The organism is Shimia sp. SK013 (genome assembly GCF_001292625.1).
Taxonomy (GTDB): domain Bacteria; phylum Pseudomonadota; class Alphaproteobacteria; order Rhodobacterales; family Rhodobacteraceae; genus Shimia.
The window spans coordinates 922,549-940,226 of the sequence record NZ_LAJH01000009.1 but is presented as its reverse complement, the minus strand read 5'-3'; the positions used below and the strand labels follow the sequence as shown (position 1 = coordinate 940,226).

The window sequence follows — 17,678 nt, the reverse complement described above, 5'->3', positions numbered from 1 at the left end:
CGATGAGCACGCAAGAGAGTTCATCGCGTCCTCACATTCCGGTTCTTCTGGCCCCGCTGTTACGTGAAGTTTCCCCTGTTAGTGGTGTTTGGCTGGATGGCACGTTTGGTGCCGGCGGCTATAGCCGTGGATTGATCGAGGCCGGGGCCGAGAAAGTCATCGGCGTGGATCGGGATCCGCTGGCATTTGAAATGGCCGCGCCCTGGATTGGCGATTTCGACGGTAAAATTGAAATGGTTGAGGGTGTGTTCTCCAAAATGGATGAATACGCTCAGGATCTTGATGGCGTTGTGCTGGATCTGGGCGTGAGTTCGATGCAGCTCGATCTGGCGGAGCGCGGATTTTCTTTCATGCGCGACGGACCGCTTGATATGCGTATGAGCCAGGACGGGTTGTCTGCGGCTGACATTGTGAATGAGGCAACCGAAGCCGAGATCGCGGACATTCTGTATCACTTCGGCGAAGAGCGGGCGAGCCGTCGGATCGCCAAGGCGATTGTGCGCGAGCGGGCGCAGGAGCCGATCACCAATACTTTGCGATTGACCGAGATTGTCGAAAGCTGTTTGCCGCGGGCCAAGCCCGGGCAAAGCCACCCTGCGACGCGGTCCTTTCAGGGACTGCGAATTGCGGTAAACGATGAGTATGGTGAGTTGTTTCGCGGGATGATGGCGGCGGAACGTGCCTTGAAACCAGGCGGATTGCTGGCTGTTGTGACGTTTCATTCGGTTGAAGATCGGATGGTGAAGCGCTTTTTGCAGACACGTGCCGGTAAGCAGGGCAACGTTAACCGTTATGCGCCGGAAACAGAAAAAGAGACGCCTGCGTTCACGCTGGTGACGCGCAAGGCTGTCGGCCCTGATCCTGACGAATTGCACGACAACCCGAGGGCGCGGTCAGCCAAGCTGCGTGTGGCGCGGCGCACTGATGCGCCGTCGGGCGATGTGAGCGGCAGAACCATCGGAATGCCGACGGTTGGGAGCAAGAAATAATGCGCACCATCATGTTTATCGTGACTGTGATCGGGGTGATTGCTGTGTCGGTTTGGGCCTATCAGGAAAACTATCGCACGCAGGGTATGATCTCTGAGACGGAAAAGCTCGAGCGTCAGATCGGCGACGCGCAAGCGCGGTTGGCGATATTGCGGGCTGAATGGGCGTATCTAAACCGCCCGGACCGGCTGCGGGATCTTGCCGAGATCAACTACGACGATTTGCAATTATTGCCGCTGCGTCCGGACCAGTTCGGGATCGTCGAGCAAGTGGGCTATCCAGAAGACGATGTCATTGAAGACATTGAAAACGCAACGGAAGTTTTCGCGGAAGAGGTGCGGCCATGATCCGTAAACCGCTGCGTCCATTGGCGTCGATCCTTAAGGCGCGCCAAGATGGAGAAAGCGCCGAAGCGATTGAACGCGCCAATCTGCGAGAGCGCCACGAAGAGATGCAAAACAAAGGCCGTGCCCGTGCAGAGGGGCGGCTTTTGGTGATGTCGGTCTTGTTCATGGCGGCCTTCGCAACGGTTGGCATGCGCATGGGGGTCGTCGGGATGACCGACGCGACCGAGCCGCGCCGCATCTATAGTGCGAGCCACATTCAGGCGGAGCGCGCCGACATTGTCGACCGCAAAGGCCGGATTTTGGCGACCAACCTTGAAACACACGCGATTTATGCGCAGCCGCCGCTTATGATTGACAAAGAACGTGTCGCGCGCGAACTCGCTGCGATCTTTCCGGATCTGGATGAAGCACGGCTGACCAAACAGTTCACCGGCTCTCGTAAGTTTATCTGGGTCAAGAAAAAGCTGAGCCCCGAGCAGAAACAAGCCGTACATGATATTGGCGATCCAGGTCTGAATTTTGGCCGCCGCGAGATGCGGCTTTATCCCAACGGTCAGTTGGCGGGCCATGTCTTGGGTGGCGCGACTTTTGGCGATGAGGACGTGCACGCAGCCGAATTGTTGGGTGTTGCTGGTGTCGAGATGTACTTCGATAAAGTGCTGCGTGATCCGGCAAACGGGGGGCGGGCGCTGACACTGTCGCTTGATCTGACGGTTCAGGATGCCTCTGAGCGCGTGCTTTATGGCGGTATGAAGTTGATGAACGCCAAGGGAGCGTCTTCGGTTCTGATGGATGTGCACACCGGTGAGGTGATCTCGATGGTCAGCCTGCCGGATTTTGACCCCAATGATCGCCCAGTTCCTCTGACACAGGGTCAGGCAGCAGACAGCCCGTTGTTCAACCGCGCGGTGCAAGGGCTTTATGAATTAGGATCAACGTTCAAGATTTTCACCGCGGCGCAGTCGATGGAGTTGGGGTTGAGCAATCCCTCAACCCTGATCAACACGGCAGGTCCGTTGCGCTGGGGCAAATTCAAGATCCGCGATTTCCGCAACTACGGCAGCGAATTGTCGGTCACTAAGGTGATCGTCAAGTCGTCCAACATCGGCACTGCGCGCATGGCGCAGGTGATTGGTGGCGCGCGACAGCAGTCTTTCCTCAGGGCTCTTGGCTTTTTTGAGCCTACACCGGTGGAACTGGTGGAAGCGAAAGGTGCGCAGCCGCTGTTGCCAAAGAATTGGTCGGAACTCTCGACTATGACGATCTCTTACGGTCACGGCATGTCGGCGAGCCCGCTGCATCTGGCGGCTGGTTATGCGGCCATCGCCAATGGCGGCACACAGGTGAAACCAACCATTCTGAAAAATGATACGGTTCAAGAAGGCCCGCGCGTAATGAGCGAGGCCAGTGCGGCCGCTGCACGAAGAATGCTGCGAAAAGTGGTCAGCGAAGGCACCGCATCCTTTGGCGAAGTGCCGGGCTATGCGGTAGGTGGCAAGACTGGTACGGCGGATAAGCCGAAGGAAAACGGGCGCGGATATCATGAAGACAAAGTGATCGCGACCTTCGCTGCGATCTTCCCCGCACATGATCCGAAATACGTGCTGATCCTGTCTTTGGATGAGCCCGTGGAGACCTCAGGCACCGAGCCGCGTCGCACCGCAGGGTGGACAGCGGTCCCGGTGGCTGCGGAAATGATTTCGCGGGTGGCGCCCCTGTTGGGATTGCGGCCACAAGTTGAACCTGCGGAGCTTGCTGATATAACGCTGACATCGAATTAAGCCGAAAAGGCAGAGCAGATGACAGCGGGCGGAAAACAACTTTCAGAACTGGGACTTGCGGCCGCAAGCGGCGCGAATCCACTTATAACGGGGCTGGCGGTGGACAGCCGCGAGGTGCGGGACGGCTTTTTGTTTGCCGCTTTGCCCGGCACGCGCGTGCATGGTGCAGAGTTCATTCAATACGCTTTGCGGCAGGGCGCGGTGGCGGTGTTGACCGATGTTGAAGGCGCCCGGATCGCGAGCGACGTTGTGGCTGCAAGTGGCGCCGCCTTGGTTGTAACCGAAGACCCCCGCATGGCGTTGGCCTATACCGCTGCGCTTTGGTTCGGAGCGCAGCCCGGTGTGATGGCCGCCGTGACGGGCACAAACGGTAAGACGTCGGTGGCAACGTTTCTGCGCATGATCTGGCAGGAAATGGGACTGGAAGCGGTGAACCTTGGCACCACCGGCGTTGAGGGCGATTTTACCGCGCCGCTGAAACATACGACGCCCGAGCCGATCACGTTACACCGTACTTTGGCGGCGGCGGCCGGGGCCGGGATTGCTTTTGGTGCCATGGAGGCATCATCGCATGGGCTGGCGCAGCGGCGGTTGGATGGCGTGCACTTGCGGGCGGCCGGATTTACCAACTTCACGCAGGACCACCTCGATTATCACGAGACTTTTGAGGACTATTTCAACGCCAAGGCAGGGTTGTTTGATCGCGTTCTGGCGGACGACGGCACGGCCGTGATCAATATCGAAGACCCACGCGGCCCCGATATGGTTTTGATCGCCAAAGGGCGAGGCCAAAAGGTGATCACTGTGGGGCGCGAAGGCGCGGAGCTGGAACTGCTTGGCCAGAGGTTTGATTCAACCGGTCAGGAAATCCGGTTTGGCTTCCGCGGCCGTACGTACATAACGCGGCTGAACCTTTTGGGTGGTTTCCAGGCGGAAAACGTCCTTTTGGCGGCGGGATTGGCGATAGCTTGCGGGGCCGAACCAGAGCGGGTTTTTGAAGTGTTAGGTGCGCTGACGACGGTGCGGGGGCGAATGCAGTTGGCGGCGACACGTGAAAACGGGGCTGCGGTGTTTGTGGATTATTCGCACACGCCGGACAGCGTGGCGACAGCGTTAAAGGCATTGCGGCCACATGTGATGGGGCGTTTGATCGTGATCGTTGGAGCGGGCGGTGATCGCGACAAAGGCAAGCGTCCTTTGATGGGGCAAGCGGCAGCAGAAAACGCTGATGTGGTTTTTGTGACGGATGACAACCCGCGCAGCGAAGTGCCAGCAGATATTCGGGCAGCGGTCATGCAAGGCGCACCGGAGGCAACCGAAGTTGGCGACCGCGCCGAGGCGATCCTGCGGGGCGTGGATGCGTTGCAACCCGGAGATACGCTTTTGATTGCCGGCAAAGGGCACGAGACCGGTCAAATTGTTGGCGATGACATTCTACCGTTTGATGATGCCGAACAAGCCAGCGTGGCTGTGGCGGCGTTGGATGGAGGTTTCGCATGAGTTTGTGGACTGCGGATGAGGCCGCAGCGGCCACCGGTGGTCGCGCGGTTGGAAATTGGCAGATCAACGGCGTCTCGATTGATACGCGCACCATAGAAGCCGGCGATCTATTTGTGGCTTTGACGGCGGCGCGGGACGGACACGAGTTTGTCGCGCAAGCGCTGGAAAAGGGCGCGGCGGCAGCCTTGGTCAGCCGCGTGCCGGACGGGCTGACAGACGACGCGCCGCTGTTGGTGGTGGACGATGTGCTGGCGGGACTCGAAGCTTTGGGTCGTGCGGGACGTGCGCGCACCAAGGCGCGGGTTTTGGCGGTCACTGGATCGGTCGGGAAAACCTCGACCAAAGAAATGCTTCGGGCGATGCTGTCGACGCAGGGCCGCACGCACGCAAGTGTCGCGAGCTACAACAACCATTGGGGCGTGCCGCTGACTTTGGCGCGGATGCCGAAGGACACCGAGTTTGCCGTTATCGAGATCGGAATGAACCACCCCGGAGAGATTGCGCCTTTGGCAAAGATGGCGCGACCACATGTGGGGTTGGTGACCACGGTAGCGGCAGTGCATCTGGAAGCGTTTGACGACGTGACGGATATTGCGGCCGAGAAGGCGGCGATCTTTGACGGGTTAGAGCCAGAGGGCGTCGCGGTGATCAACGCCGATATCGAAACCGCAGATGTGTTGCGTGCTCATGCCGAGACGCTTGGCTGTCAACGGGTGGAATTTGGCGAAGCCAGCAACGACTGGCATTTGGCTGAGGTTTTGTTGAGCGGCAATGTGACCGTGGCGCGGGCAACGGTCCATGACGGGGCATTGGTGTTTAAAGTGCAAAGCGCGGGTCGGCATTTTGCGATGAACGCGCTTGGTGCGTTAGCGGCAGCAGACGCGTTGGGTGCGGATCTGGCTCTGTCGGCGGCGGCATTGGGCAGTTGGGTGCCATTTGTCGGACGCGGCGCGCGCGAAACCATTGTGCTTGATCCGGTGGAAACCGATCGGGTGATTGACCTGATTGACGACGCTTATAATGCCAATCCCACATCGCTGGGTGCCGCGCTGGAGGTTCTGGCAGCGGCGGAAGTGCAAAACGGTGTTGGACGCGTTGGCGCGGGCCGTCGGATTGCCTTTGTCGGAGATATGAAAGAGCTGGGGTCGCAAGAAAATGCCATGCACGCCGCATTGGCCGACCATCCCGCGATTGAGAAGATCGACACTGTGCATTGTGTAGGACCACTAATGCGGCATCTGTATGAGGCGTTGCCGGAACAAAAACGCGGCAAATGGACCGAATCCAGCGACGAAATGGCGGCGGATGTGCGCCGGTTTGTCGACGCCGGTGACGCCGTTTTGGCGAAAGGGTCTTTGTCGATGGGCTTGGCCAAGGTGGTTGACGCAATCCGCAAACTGGGCCATCCCGCCCCGAAGACTGCAAATGAGGACGATTGAATGCTGTATTGGTTGACCCAACTTTCAGAAGGCGGGGATTTCTTCAACCTGTTCCGCTACATCACCTTTCGGGCGGGTGGCGCGTTCATGACGGCCTTGATTTTTGGCTTTCTTTTCGGGCGGCCCCTGATCGATGTGTTGCGCCGCAAACAAGGCAAAGGCCAGCCGATCCGCGATGACGGGCCGGAGGGGCACTTTGTCAAAGCAGGCACGCCGACTATGGGCGGTCTGTTGATTGTGGGCGCACTGGTGACATCGACGTTGCTATGGGCGCGCTGGGACAACGGCTTTGTCTGGATGATCCTGTTTGTGACGCTGGCCTATGGTTTGATTGGCTTTGCCGATGATTACGCCAAAGTCAGCAAGCAAAACACCAAAGGCGTGTCGAGTAAGGTGCGTCTGTTGCTGGGATTCATAATTGCCGCGATTGCCGGTGTTTGGGCCACTTTCTTGCAGCCTGAGTTGTTGCAGCAAAGACTGGCCGTGCCAGTGTTCAAAGAAGTTCTGTTCCACATGGGTATCTTTTACATCCCGTTTGCAATGTTTGTGATCGTGGGCGCGGCCAATGCCGTGAACCTGACAGACGGGCTGGATGGGCTGGCGATCATGCCGGTGATGATAGCTGCGGGTGCTTTGGGCGTGATTGCCTATGCGGTGGGCCGCGTCGACTTTACCGAATATCTGGACGTGCATTATGTGCCGGGCACTGGCGAAATCCTGATCTTTGTGGCCGGGTTGATTGGCGGCGGTTTGGGCTTTTTGTGGTATAATGCGCCGCCAGCCGCTGTGTTCATGGGCGACACCGGATCGCTGGCATTGGGCGGGGCTTTGGGGGCCATCGCGGTGGCGACGAAGCACGAATTGGTGCTGGGCATCATCGGGGGTCTGTTTGTGGTGGAGGCGCTGAGTGTGATCATTCAGGTGCTTTATTTCAAACGCACTGGCAAGCGCGTGTTTCTGATGGCGCCGATCCATCACCACTACGAGAAAAAAGGCTGGTCAGAGCCACAGATCGTGATCCGTTTCTGGATCATTGCGGTCATCTTGGCGATGGTTGGTTTGGCGACGCTGAAGCTGCGGTGAGAAAGAAAAAGGGGCGCAGGCGCCCCTTTTTTTGTTTCACTTTCAGCCGCACTTCTTTTGCGATTGGCGATATAGTTTCTTCATTTGTCGCAGGACTTTGTTACGATTTGGCAGGGCTTCAAGAGCCGCCATATTGTTGGTGCCATTGTACCAAGAGTCGAAAGTCAGTGTTTTTAGGTCTTCGTCAAAAATTTCTTCTACCAATTGGTAGGTGCATTCGCATTGAGCCTGTGTTTGGCCATCGGCCCGATCTTCCGAGATCATTTTTTGGCATGTTTTTGTAGCGCCTGGAGCTGCAAGCGCGGCACTGCTCGAAAGCGTCAAGCCAACTGTGATAACGAAAATACGACGGCTGAGACTATGGATTTGCAATTGATCTTCTTTCGTTAAAGTGGAGTCCATTCTGAGAAATACCCCTGTTTTTTGTCTCTGACAAACGGCTTATTCCGGACCGAAAATACTCCCCCTTGCGTCGGCGGAGTGGGACGGGCAACTTGCATGATCAAAAGCCAAGCGGGGGACGAGCGATGATTCCGGTTCAGGGGTATGAAGGTGCACAGGTGGCTGTGCTGGGGCTGGGGCGTTCCGGTTTTGCGACGGCGCGGGCGTTGCGCGAAGGCGGCGCGGAAGCCATCTGTTGGGACGACAACCCTGTTGCGCGGGAAAAGGCGGAGGCTGAAGGATTTGCCTGTCGGGATCTGCTGAAGCAGGGGGCGTTTGAGGGCGTGGCCGCGCTGATTGTCAGCCCGGGCATTCCGCATCTTTATCCCGAGCCGAACCCGGTTGTGCGGGCCGCGCTGTTGGCGGGGGTGCCCGTGGACAACGACATTGGATTGTTCTTCCGGTCGTTTGCGACGCGTGAATGGGACATGTTTGAGACTTCGCCACGCGTGGTGGCGGTGACAGGATCAAACGGCAAGTCCACCACGTCAGCCCTTATCCATCATGTGCTGAGCGAGGCAGGGCGGCGGACGCAGTTGGCGGGCAATATCGGGCGTGGCGTTCTCGATCTGGAGCCTGCGGAGGATGGCGAGGTCGTTGTGCTTGAGCTGTCGAGCTATCAGACGGACTTGGCGCGCAGCCTGACGCCCGACATTTGTGTTTTCACCAATTTGGGGCCGGATCATTTGGACCGTCACGCGGGCATGGGCGGCTATTTTGCGGCCAAGCGGCGTCTGTTTGCCGAAGGCGGGCCGGACCGCGCCGTGGTGGGCGTGGACGAGGATGAAGGGCTTTATCTGGCGGGGCAGCTGAGTGAAGGCGCGGCAGATGATCGGGTGATCCGCGTCTCTGTTGAGCGCAAGCTAACTGACGCTGGGTGGAACGTTTTTGCCCGCAAAGGGTTCTTGAGCGAATACCGCAAAGGACGGCAAGCCGGATCGATCGATTTGCGGCCGATCAAAGGCCTGCCCGGAGCACATAATCATCAGAACGCCAGTGCGGCCTATGCAGTGTGTCGCGCGCTTGGGTTGGCGCCCAAGGTTATTGAGGCGGCATTCGCGAGCTTTGGCGGCTTGCCACATCGCAGCCAGATCATTGCCGAAGCCAATGGCGTGACTTTTGTGAACGACAGCAAGGCGACCAATGTGGATGCGGCAAAGATGGCGTTGTCGGCATTCAAGCGCATCCGCTGGATTTGCGGCGGCTTGGAGAAAGAAGGCGGTCTGGGCAATCTGGCAGAAAGTGCGGGCGAGGTGGTCAAAGCCTATGTGATTGGGCGGGAGGCCGCGGGGTTCGCGATGCAGCTTAAGGGCGTTGACGCCGAGGTTTGTGGCACGATGCAAAAGGCGGTCGCGCGGGCAATTGAGGACGCGCAGGAAGGCGATGTCGTCTTGCTTGCACCGGCCGCCGCAAGCTTTGATCAGTACGACAGTTTCGAGAAGCGCGGCGATGATTTTGCGACACTGGTGACCGCCGCGACCACGTAGGCAATAACTGGCCGCTTTGAGATTGTTTCGGGTGAATTTTAGTTTGATTTCATCGGTCTAATTCTTGTTTTGCATGGATCCAATGCCTACCTTTTTAAGGCAACAAGGAAAGGATCCAACGATGCAAATCCAGGTGAACACCGACAATTTCATTCATGGTGATGAACGGGTGATTGAGGTGGCTAAAGCGGCCGTTCTGAACGACTTGGGACATATGGACGAGCGTTTGACCCGTATCGAAGTGCATTTGAAGGATCAGAACGCTGAGAAGCACGGGCCGGATCATATTCTGTGCACAATAGAAGCGCGCCCGCGCGGTATGGATCCAATGTCAGCCCATCATGGGGCGGCGGATATTCAAGCGGCTTTGAAGGGTTCTGCCAAGAAGTTGCGGACCCGTTTGTCTAGCGTGTTTGAGAAGGCGTCTGCGCACCGTTGAAGGCGTCAGGAGCGTTCGGAGATGGCTTGGCCTGCGGCCCAGCCTGAGCTCCAGGCCCATTGAAAATTGAAGCCACCGAGCCAGCCAGTGACGTCGACGGCCTCTCCGATCACGAAGAGGCCGCTTTGGGTTTTTGCTTCCATGGTTTTTGACGAAAGACAGTCGGTGTCGATGCCGCCAAGGGTGACTTCGGCGGTGCGGTAGCCTTCGGTGCCAGAAGGGATCATTTCCCAGCTTTTGAGGTCATCACACAGAGCGCGCAGCCGTGTGTCGGACTGATCAGCAAGGTTGCCGGAAAGATCCATGTGCTTACTTAAATGATCAACCAATCGGGTGGGCAACAACGTGGCAAGTTCGGTTGTCAGATTGCGGCGGCCATAGTCTTGGCGACGAGTGCGCAGTTCATCAAATGGATCGCTGTTTGGGAAGAGGTTGACTCTGATCGGGTCGCCCTCTTGCCAGTAGGAGCTGATTTGCAGCATCGCGGGGCCGGAGAGGCCGCGGTGGGTGAATAGCATCGCCTCGTCAAATTGTGTGCCATTTGCAGTGGCGCGCACCGGGTGCGCTACGCCTGAAATGTCTTTGAAACGGCCATCGGAAAACGTGAATGGAACAAGGCCCGCGCGGGTGTCGGTCACGTTGAGGCCAAACTTGCGGGCGATGTCGTAGGCAAGACCGGTTGCGCCCATTTTGGGGATAGACTTGCCGCCCGTGGCAAGCACGAGATTGGTGCACGTCAGGATTTGGCGTTTGCCCGAGGCCTCGACGGTCACGCTGTAGGCTGTTCCGTCGTGGCCGACGTTGATGATCGAGGTTTCTAGCCATAGCTCGGCGCCAGCTTTGGCCATCTCGTCACGCAGCATAGCGATGATTTCCTTGGCCGACGTGTCGCAAAACAGCTGACCAAGGGTTTTCTCGTGATAGGCAATGCCATGGGCCGCCACCAGTTCGATGAAATCCCACTGGGTGTAGCGGCTGAGCGCGGATTTGCAGAAATGCGGATTGCCGCTCAGGAAGTTTTCAGGACCGCCGTACATATTGGTGAAGTTGCATCGCCCGCCACCGGAGATGCGGATCTTCTCGCCAGCCGCTTTGGCGTGATCGATCACCAGTGTGCGGCCACCGCATTGCGTGGCGCACATCATGCCTGCTGCACCGGCCCCAAGGATGATTGTGTCCCAAGTCATGATTGCGGGGTGCCCGATGCCGCCCAAGGCGTCAAGCGAAAGGGTGTCTTTGTTTGGTTCTCTTTACTTTCCATGCAGGGTTTTGAGTGTTAAAGTGCCCGCAGACCCGGCAAACGGGCAGCCCGGCGCATTGGCGTGTGGGCAATCAGAGGCAGAGATCGGCGGTTATCCGATGACAGAAATGGTGTATGGCGCGCTTCCGGCGCGCGAGCGTGAGCCTGTGTTGCCTAAGTGGTGGCAAACGCTGGACAAATGGACAATGACGTCCATTCTTTTGCTGTTCGTGATCGGCATTATGCTGGGCATGGCGGCGAGCCCTCCCTTGGCGGAAAAAAACGGGTTTGAACCTTTTCATTATGTGAAGAAGCAAGCGATCTTTGGCGGCGCGGCGATGATCGCGATGATGTTGACGTCGATGATGTCACCCAAGTTGGTGCGCCGTTTGGCTGTGCTTGGCTTTGGGGTGACGATGGTGGCGCTGCTGTTGCTTCCGGTGTTTGGCACTGATTTTGGCAAAGGCGCGACGCGTTGGTATTCGCTGGGGTTTGCTTCGATCCAGCCCTCGGAATTCCTGAAGCCCGGCTTTGTTGTGGTTTGTGCCTGGTTGATGGCGGCCAACGAAGAAATCAATGGCCCGCCCGGGCGCATGTGGTCCTTTTTGTTGATGGTCTCAATTGTTGTGGTTTTGGCACTGCAGCCGGATTTCGGTCAGGCGTGCCTGATCCTGTTTGGCTGGAGCGTGATGTATTTTGTGTCAGGCGCGCCGATGGTTCTGATTGGCGGCATTCTGTTGGCGCTCATTCCTACGGCGCAACTGGCTTACAATGGGTCTGAGCACTTTGCGCGGCGGATTGACGGTTTTCTGGATCGCTCGCTTGATCCGACAACCCAGATTGGCCATGCCACCAATGCGATCCGCGAAGGCGGGTTGTTTGGCGTCGGTGTCGGCGAAGGCACGGTGAAAAGGTCCCTGCCGGATGCACACACGGATTTCATCATTTCGGTGGCGGCTGAGGAATATGGCTTGATCCTCGTGATGGTGATCATTGCGCTTTATGCGACGATTGTTTTGCGCTCCTATTTCCGGCTGATGCGCGAGCGTGATCCGTTCATCCGCTTGGCTGGCACCGGATTGGTGAGCATTTTTGGTGTACAGGCGATGGTGAACATGGGCGTTGCTGTGCGACTTTTGCCGTCCAAAGGCATGACTTTGCCGTTTGTGAGCTATGGCGGCTCTTCCCTGATCGCAGGGGGGATTGCAGTTGGCATGATTTTGGCGTTTACCCGCAGCCGGCCTCAGGGCGAGATCGGTGATATTTTGCGGGGACGCGTGAGATGAGTAAACAGCCCCTTCTGGTGATTGCAGCAGGTGGTACAGGCGGGCACATGTTTCCGGCGCAAGCGTTGGCGGAAGTCATGTTGCGCAAAGGGTGGCGGGTCAAACTGTCAACGGATGTGCGTGGCGCCCGCTATACTGGTGGATTTCCCCATACGGTCGAGATCGAAGAAATGAGCAGCGCGACCTTTGCGCGGGGTGGTGTACTTGCCAAGCTGGCGGTGCCATTTCGCATTTTGGGTGGCGTCTTGGGAGCAATGCGCAAGATGCGCAAAGATCGCCCTGATGTGGTTGTTGGTTTTGGCGGGTATCCGGCGATTCCGGCCATGGGCGCGGCTTGGCTGATGAAGCTGCCGCGCATGATCCACGAGCAGAATGGCATTTTGGGACGGGTCAACAAAATCTTCGCCAAACGCGTAAGCGTGGTGGCATGCGGCACATGGCCGACGACATTGCCAGACGGCGTTCAAGGGCTGCATGTGGGCAATCCGGTGCGCAAAACCGTGATGGACCGGGCAGGGGCGGGCTATATCACCCCCGGCGATTATCCGATGTCGGTGCTTGTGATTGGCGGCAGCCAAGGTGCGCGCATATTGAGCGACGTGGTTCCAACGGCGATAGCGGGATTGCCTGACCCGATTTTGCAAAACTTGCGGATAAGTCATCAAGCGCGGGATGAAGATTTTGATCGTGTGACGGCCTTTTATGTTGAGCATGGAATTTCCGCCGATGTGCAGCCATTTTTCACCGATGTGCCAGCCCGGATGAGCGAAGCGCAGCTTGTGGTGTCGCGGTCCGGCGCGTCAAGTGTCGCGGATATCAGCGTGATTGGGCGCCCTTCGATCCTGATCCCTTTTGCGGCGGCTGCAGGTGATCACCAGACAGCCAATGCCAAGGGGCTTTCAGAGGCAGGTGGGGCGATAGTCATCCCCGAGAGCCTTTTGACAGCCGAGAGCATGACCGAACAAATGGCGCTTATTTTGGGCAACCCCGAGGGGGCAAGCCAGATGGCGAGGGCGGCTTTGAGTGCGGGCATGCCGGATGCGGCTGAGACGCTGGCAGCGCAGGTCGAAGCGCTTGCGAACAAGGAATAAGACTATGAGTGCGGCAACAAAACTTCCCGGAGACGTTGGGTCCATCCATTTTGTGGGGATTGGCGGTATCGGCATGAGCGGCATTGCTGAAGTGCTTATCAACCACGGCTATCAGGTGCAGGGGTCGGATTTGAAGACGACCAAAATTACGGAGCGTCTCGTAAGATTGGGCGCGACCGTATTTGAAGGTCAGCGCAGCGAAAATCTTGAGAACGCAGAAGTTGTGGTGATTTCATCAGCGATCAAACCGGGCAATCCGGAGCTTGACGAGGCGCGTGCGCGGGGCCTCCCGGTGGTGCGTCGGGCTGAGATGCTGGCAGAGTTGATGCGGTTAAAATCCAACATCGCCGTGGCGGGTACCCATGGCAAAACAACCACGACCACGATGGTCGCGGCCTTGCTGGATCACGGTAATTTTGACCCCACCGTGATAAACGGCGGCATCATCCATGCTTATGGGTCCAACGCGCGTGTTGGCGATGGCGAATGGATGGTTGTTGAAGCGGACGAGAGCGATGGAACGTTCAATCGCTTGCCCGCGACAATTGCTATTGTGACCAATATTGACCCGGAACACATGGAGCATTGGGGCACCGAAGAAGCCTTGCATCAGGGCTTTTATGATTTTGTGTCCAACATCCCGTTTTACGGGCTGGCGGTGTGCTGTACCGATGATCCTGACGTGCAGACACTGGTTGGCAAAATCACCGACAGGCGCGTGGTCACATTCGGCTTCAACGCGCAGGCCGATGTGCGGGCGATGAACCTGACGTACAAGGCAGGTATTGCGCATTTTGACATTCAGTTGCAGAACGAGGGCAAGGTCATCGAAGGGTGCAGCCTGCCAATGCCGGGTGATCACAACGTGTCCAACGCGCTTTCTGCTGTGGCGATTGCCCGCCATTTGGGTATGAAGTTGGATGAAATCCGTGAGGCGCTGGCCGCTTTTGGTGGCGTGAACCGCCGGTTCACCAGAGTTGGTGAGGTGCTGGGTGGCGTGACTGTAATTGACGATTATGGGCATCATCCGGTGGAAATCACCGCCGTTCTGAAAGCGGCACGTCAGTCACTGGGGGATGGCGGCGGACGCGTGATTGCGGTGCATCAACCACACAGATTTTCGCGGTTACAGTCGTTGTTTGAGGATTTCTGCACCTGCTTCAATGAGGCCGACGTGGTTGGAATAACAGATGTCTTTGCCGCTGGTGAGGCGCCGATTGAAGGCGCGGGCCGGGATGATTTGATTGCGGGTCTGGTGTCGCATGGTCATCGGCACACCGTTGCGATCAGCAGCGAAGAAGAGCTTGCTGCGATGGTGAAAGACGTCGCAAAGCCGGGCGACATAGTCGTCTGCCTTGGCGCCGGTTCAATAAGTGGCTGGGCCAATACGTTGCCTGAGCGGCTTGCCTGAGAGCTGCGTTTCAAAAAACACTGGATATTTCCCCCCGTCTGGACTCTGTTAGGGAAAAGACCAGAGGGCAGACGTGTCAGAACATCTTAAACGAAGCGTGGGTTTGGGCCTGCTGACCGCTTATGGCGTCGGAGTCATGGTGGGCGCGGGCATTTACGTGCTTGTCGGCGCTGTCGCGGGAGAGGCGGGGATTTACGCGCCGCTGGCCTTTTTGCTGGCCGGATTGGTGGCAGCCCCAACGGCGCTGAGCTACGGCGAGTTGTCGGCGCGAATTCCCGAAGCTGCAGGAGAGGCCGCTTTTGTCGAGAAAGCCTTTGGCTCGCAGGTATTGGCGGTCCTTGTTGGGTTGGCGATCGTCGCAACCGGGGTGGTGTCTGCGGCGGCGGTGTTGCGCGGCGGGGCGGGGTATCTTTTGACGCTTGTATCATTGCCGCAGGTCGTGGCGATTGTCGGTTTGGCGGTCCTTTTGGTCGGGGTTGCACTTTATGGCGTGATGGAAAGCCTGGCGCTGGCGGCGGTTTTCACTGTGATCGAATTGGCGGGCCTTGGTTTGGTTGTCTGGGCTGGAAGTCAGGCGCCGGTGACGGCGGATTGGGCCATGGCCGAGAGCACGTCTTTTGTGGATTTGCCGTGGGGCGCGATTGGCGCCGCGGCAGTTCTGGCGTTTTTTGCCTTCATCGGATTTGAAGACATTGTGAACATGGCGGAGGAAACCCAACGCCCTGAGCGCAATGTGCCTTGGGCGATCATCCTTTCTCTGGGTATCACGACGGTCGTGTATGCCTTGGTGACCTGGGTAACCGTACGAGTCGTGCCGATTGGAGATCTGGCCGAAAGTGAGCGGCCTTTGGTGTTGGTTTTGCAATCGCAAGACGGTGCGAGCAGCGGAAGGATTTTGGCAGCGATTGCGGTTTTTGCCGCGCTCAACGGCGTACTTGCGCAAATTGTGATGGCCAGCCGCGTGTTGTTTGGCCTCGGGCGACGGACCAAGTTTCTGGCGATGTTTCATCAAGTGCACCCGCGACGTGGCACACCGTACGTTGCGACCTTGGTGATTGGCGGGCTTGTTATAGTGGCCGCGATGAGCGCAAATGTATCCGCGCTTGCGCAGATCACGTCGCTGATTTTGTTATCGGCATTTGTGGTGATGAACGCGGCATTGATTGTGCTGAAGCTACGCAGCCCAGAGGCGCCTTTCCGTGTACATATGGCGGTGCCTGTGTCGGGGATGTTGCTCGCTTTGGGAGCGTTGGGGTTGTATTTGGGGGTATTGGGATGAGCTTATCGCTGGTTTTTGCATGTTTCTGGGTGCTGGCCGCCACAGGTGTGGCGATGTTGCCAATGCGACGGCAGTATGTGCCCGGCGTTGCTCTGCTTTTGGCAGGGCCAGTGTTGATTGGCGTGATCTGGTATGAGCACGGCATGTGGATCGGGGGCGCGACTTTGTTCGGCTTTGTGTCGATGTTCCGCCGACCTTTGATGTTTTTTGGTCGCAAGGCCTTGGGTTTGCCAACCGAAGAGATTCCGAAATGACGCTGTCGCTGGGACTAGCTTTCGTCTGGTTGGTGGTGGCCAATTTTCGAGCGATGTTTCCGAGCAAGGATCATTTGTGGCGGTTCGCTTACGTCATGATTGCAGTTGCGGTGCCCATTCTGATCGGAGTCTATCTGCAGAACGGGCCGTGGATTGCCTTGATCGTGTTGGTGATGGGCGGCTGGATTATGCGTTGGCCGGTTTATTATCTTTGGCTCTGGCTTAAGAAAAAGGTGACCTGATGCTGGATCTGGCTTTGGCGTTAAGTGCGCTGATCTGGTTTTGTGTGTTCTTGTTTCCGGTGTACGGCTTTGTGGCCGGACGTCGGGACAGGCAAGAGCATCTGAAGCGCGCGCAAGGGATATTGCTAAGCCTTGTGGCATTGCTGGTGTTGTTTGACCTGACGCTGGGCGTCATGGTGAGCAAGTCCGAGATGGTAGAGTTGATGCGGTTGCGCAGTTATCGCTGGTGGATGCTGGGCGCGGTGGCCGTGTCTTTGGGGTGCGCTTGGATCTTGTTCAAACTGGCCCAAAAGACGCGGTCGACCTAAGCAATCGATTGCTTGCCCACGCGTACGCGCTTCGGTATCGCTGCACATCAGATTTGAAGGATTTTGCCATGACATCCATGCCTCAGACACGTGGAAAGCTGACCGAGAACCGCGCGTTGTCGGATTTGACGTGGCTGCGCGTGGGCGGGCCGGCGGATTATCTTTTTCAGCCGGTGGACATTGAAGATCTGGCGGCGTTCTTGAGGGCCTTGCCGGAAGATGTGGCTGTGTTTCCGATGGGGGTGGGCAGCAACCTGATCGTGCGCGATGGCGGTTTGCGGGCCGTGGTAATCCGTCTGGGGCGCGGATTTAATGGCATCGACATAAAGGGCAACCGCGTCCGTGCAGGCGCGGCAGCACTGGATGCGCATGTTGCGCGCAAGGCGGCGACGGCGGGCGTGGATTTGACGTTCCTGCGCACCATTCCCGGCGCAGTGGGCGGGGCCGTCCGGATGAACGCGGGATGTTACGGCGCCTATACCGCAGACGTATTTGTTGAGGCGACGGCTGTGACGCGACAAGGTGAGGTCGTCACGCTGACGGCTGAGGATTTGAGGTTTCAGTATCGCCAGACTGAATTGCCCGAAGGATGGGTATTGGTTGAGGCGGTGTTTGAGGGACCAGCGGGCGATGCGGCGGAGCTTGAGGCGCGTATGGCGGATCAATTGGCCAAACGGGATGCGAGCCAGCCGACAAAAGAGCGCAGCGCCGGCAGTACATTTCGCAACCCGGCTGGGTTCAGCTCGACCGGTAAGGCCGATGATGTACACGACTTGAAGGCGTGGAAGGTTATTGATGACGCAGGAATGCGCGGCGCCAGAGTCGGAGGCGCGCAGATGAGTGAGATGCATTCCAATTTTATGATAAATGCAAACGATGCAACTGCCGCCGATTTGGAAAATCTGGGGGAAGAGGTGCGAAAAAGGGTTTTCCAAAACAGCGGAATAGAGCTACAGTGGGAAATTATGCGCGTAGGCGAAAAGTCGACGTCGTAATAGCCAAACTGACCCGGCGACAGGCAAAAATACAGCAGGGCAGTGAACGCAGGTAATGGGCAAAAC

18 protein-coding genes are annotated in these 17,678 nt (G+C 57.7%); 16 read left to right on the top strand and 2 right to left on the bottom strand.

From position 1 onward, the window contains the following. The first annotated feature begins 2 nt into the window (after positions 1-2). From rsmH to mraY, 6 genes are read left to right on the top strand one after another with little or no spacing between them, the layout of a single operon-like run. Entirely contained in the window at positions 3-989 is a 987-nt protein-coding gene (gene rsmH, locus SHIM_RS07180; protein ID WP_054001866.1) for a 16S rRNA (cytosine(1402)-N(4))-methyltransferase RsmH, read from the top strand. Beyond that, positions 989-1,336 carry a cell division protein FtsL gene (ftsL, locus tag SHIM_RS07175; RefSeq protein WP_054001865.1) on the top strand — a complete coding sequence of 116 codons (348 nt, stop codon included), beginning with the start codon at positions 989-991 and terminating at the stop codon, positions 1,334-1,336. The genes rsmH and ftsL overlap by 1 nt, the downstream gene beginning before the upstream one ends. Further along, the gene (locus SHIM_RS07170) at positions 1,333-3,117 is read left to right on the top strand and encodes a peptidoglycan D,D-transpeptidase FtsI family protein (protein ID WP_054001864.1); all 1,785 of its coding nucleotides are present in this window, start codon (positions 1,333-1,335) and stop codon (positions 3,115-3,117) included. The genes ftsL and SHIM_RS07170 overlap by 4 nt, the downstream gene beginning before the upstream one ends. An 18-nt stretch (positions 3,118-3,135) precedes the next feature. After that, positions 3,136-4,617, top strand: a complete 1,482-nt coding sequence (locus SHIM_RS07165) for a UDP-N-acetylmuramoyl-L-alanyl-D-glutamate--2,6-diaminopimelate ligase (protein ID WP_054001863.1) — start codon at positions 3,136-3,138, stop codon at positions 4,615-4,617. Then, a complete protein-coding gene (locus tag SHIM_RS07160) occupies positions 4,614-6,056 on the top strand; it encodes a UDP-N-acetylmuramoyl-tripeptide--D-alanyl-D-alanine ligase (RefSeq protein ID WP_054001862.1) in 1,443 nt (480 codons plus the stop codon). Before SHIM_RS07165 ends, SHIM_RS07160 begins: the two co-directional genes overlap by 4 nt. Beyond that, entirely contained in the window at positions 6,057-7,139 is a 1,083-nt protein-coding gene (gene mraY, locus SHIM_RS07155; protein ID WP_054001861.1) for a phospho-N-acetylmuramoyl-pentapeptide-transferase, read from the top strand. It abuts the gene before it with no gap. Between the two features lie 42 nt (positions 7,140-7,181). Here the strand turns inward: mraY and SHIM_RS07150 are convergent, their stop codons facing one another. After that, positions 7,182-7,541, bottom strand: a complete 360-nt coding sequence (locus tag SHIM_RS07150) for a hypothetical protein (RefSeq protein WP_054001860.1) — start codon at positions 7,539-7,541, stop codon at positions 7,182-7,184. Between the two features lie 125 nt (positions 7,542-7,666). Here SHIM_RS07150 and murD point away from each other — a divergent pair, with 125 nt between their 5' ends. Together murD and SHIM_RS07140 are read left to right on the top strand one after the other, a co-directional pair. Beyond that, positions 7,667-9,067 (top strand): UDP-N-acetylmuramoyl-L-alanine--D-glutamate ligase, encoded by a 1,401-nt coding sequence (murD, locus tag SHIM_RS07145; protein WP_054001859.1) that lies wholly within the window; start codon positions 7,667-7,669, stop codon positions 9,065-9,067. 121 nt (positions 9,068-9,188) lie between these two features. Beyond that, a complete protein-coding gene (locus SHIM_RS07140) occupies positions 9,189-9,506 on the top strand; it encodes a hypothetical protein (protein WP_054001858.1) in 318 nt (105 codons plus the stop codon). A gap of 5 nt (positions 9,507-9,511) precedes the next feature. Here SHIM_RS07140 and SHIM_RS07135 read toward each other — a convergent pair whose 3' ends face one another. Next, complete coding sequence (locus tag SHIM_RS07135) at positions 9,512-10,693, bottom strand: NAD(P)/FAD-dependent oxidoreductase (RefSeq protein WP_054002036.1); 1,182 nt, start codon at positions 10,691-10,693, stop codon at positions 9,512-9,514. A gap of 172 nt (positions 10,694-10,865) precedes the next feature. Here SHIM_RS07135 and ftsW point away from each other — a divergent pair, with 172 nt between their 5' ends. The 8 genes from ftsW to murB all read left to right on the top strand — a co-directional run bounded on the left by ftsW (position 10,866) and on the right by murB (position 17,612). Continuing rightward, positions 10,866-12,032, top strand: coding sequence for a putative lipid II flippase FtsW (ftsW, locus tag SHIM_RS07130; protein WP_054002035.1), 1,167 nt, complete (start codon positions 10,866-10,868; stop codon positions 12,030-12,032). Next, positions 12,029-13,123, top strand: a complete 1,095-nt coding sequence (gene murG, locus SHIM_RS07125) for an undecaprenyldiphospho-muramoylpentapeptide beta-N-acetylglucosaminyltransferase (RefSeq protein ID WP_054001857.1) — start codon at positions 12,029-12,031, stop codon at positions 13,121-13,123. Before ftsW ends, murG begins: the two co-directional genes overlap by 4 nt. A gap of 4 nt (positions 13,124-13,127) precedes the next feature. Beyond that, positions 13,128-14,534 (top strand): UDP-N-acetylmuramate--L-alanine ligase, encoded by a 1,407-nt coding sequence (gene murC / locus SHIM_RS07120; RefSeq protein ID WP_054001856.1) that lies wholly within the window; start codon positions 13,128-13,130, stop codon positions 14,532-14,534. Positions 14,535-14,607: 73 nt separating this feature from the next. Continuing rightward, entirely contained in the window at positions 14,608-15,813 is a 1,206-nt protein-coding gene (locus tag SHIM_RS07115; protein WP_054001855.1) for an APC family permease, read from the top strand. Then, the gene (locus tag SHIM_RS07110) at positions 15,810-16,067 is read left to right on the top strand and encodes a DUF2484 family protein (protein WP_054001854.1); all 258 of its coding nucleotides are present in this window, start codon (positions 15,810-15,812) and stop codon (positions 16,065-16,067) included. The genes SHIM_RS07115 and SHIM_RS07110 overlap by 4 nt, the downstream gene beginning before the upstream one ends. After that, complete coding sequence (locus tag SHIM_RS07105; protein WP_054001853.1) at positions 16,064-16,309, top strand: DUF2484 family protein; 246 nt, start codon at positions 16,064-16,066, stop codon at positions 16,307-16,309. The genes SHIM_RS07110 and SHIM_RS07105 overlap by 4 nt, the downstream gene beginning before the upstream one ends. After that, positions 16,309-16,617, top strand: coding sequence for a hypothetical protein (locus SHIM_RS07100; RefSeq protein ID WP_054001852.1), 309 nt, complete (start codon positions 16,309-16,311; stop codon positions 16,615-16,617). Before SHIM_RS07105 ends, SHIM_RS07100 begins: the two co-directional genes overlap by 1 nt. A 68-nt stretch (positions 16,618-16,685) precedes the next feature. Beyond that, positions 16,686-17,612 (top strand): UDP-N-acetylmuramate dehydrogenase, encoded by a 927-nt coding sequence (gene murB, locus SHIM_RS07095; RefSeq protein ID WP_054001851.1) that lies wholly within the window; start codon positions 16,686-16,688, stop codon positions 17,610-17,612. Positions 17,613-17,678 lie beyond the last annotated feature (66 nt).

Coding starts and splice junctions, on each gene's coding strand:
- rsmH (WP_054001866.1), top strand. CDS start 3: ATGAGCACGCAAGAGAGTTCATCGCGTCCTCACATTCCGGTTCTTCTG.
- ftsL (WP_054001865.1), top strand. CDS start 989: ATGCGCACCATCATGTTTATCGTGACTGTGATCGGGGTGATTGCTGTG.
- SHIM_RS07170 (WP_054001864.1), top strand. CDS start 1,333: ATGATCCGTAAACCGCTGCGTCCATTGGCGTCGATCCTTAAGGCGCGC.
- SHIM_RS07165 (WP_054001863.1), top strand. CDS start 3,136: ATGACAGCGGGCGGAAAACAACTTTCAGAACTGGGACTTGCGGCCGCA.
- SHIM_RS07160 (WP_054001862.1), top strand. CDS start 4,614: ATGAGTTTGTGGACTGCGGATGAGGCCGCAGCGGCCACCGGTGGTCGC.
- mraY (WP_054001861.1), top strand. CDS start 6,057: ATGCTGTATTGGTTGACCCAACTTTCAGAAGGCGGGGATTTCTTCAAC.
- SHIM_RS07150 (WP_054001860.1), bottom strand. CDS start 7,541: ATGGACTCCACTTTAACGAAAGAAGATCAATTGCAAATCCATAGTCTC.
- murD (WP_054001859.1), top strand. CDS start 7,667: ATGATTCCGGTTCAGGGGTATGAAGGTGCACAGGTGGCTGTGCTGGGG.
- SHIM_RS07140 (WP_054001858.1), top strand. CDS start 9,189: ATGCAAATCCAGGTGAACACCGACAATTTCATTCATGGTGATGAACGG.
- SHIM_RS07135 (WP_054002036.1), bottom strand. CDS start 10,693: ATGACTTGGGACACAATCATCCTTGGGGCCGGTGCAGCAGGCATGATG.
- ftsW (WP_054002035.1), top strand. CDS start 10,866: ATGACAGAAATGGTGTATGGCGCGCTTCCGGCGCGCGAGCGTGAGCCT.
- murG (WP_054001857.1), top strand. CDS start 12,029: ATGAGTAAACAGCCCCTTCTGGTGATTGCAGCAGGTGGTACAGGCGGG.
- murC (WP_054001856.1), top strand. CDS start 13,128: ATGAGTGCGGCAACAAAACTTCCCGGAGACGTTGGGTCCATCCATTTT.
- SHIM_RS07110 (WP_054001854.1), top strand. CDS start 15,810: ATGAGCTTATCGCTGGTTTTTGCATGTTTCTGGGTGCTGGCCGCCACA.
- SHIM_RS07105 (WP_054001853.1), top strand. CDS start 16,064: ATGACGCTGTCGCTGGGACTAGCTTTCGTCTGGTTGGTGGTGGCCAAT.
- SHIM_RS07100 (WP_054001852.1), top strand. CDS start 16,309: ATGCTGGATCTGGCTTTGGCGTTAAGTGCGCTGATCTGGTTTTGTGTG.
- murB (WP_054001851.1), top strand. CDS start 16,686: ATGACATCCATGCCTCAGACACGTGGAAAGCTGACCGAGAACCGCGCG.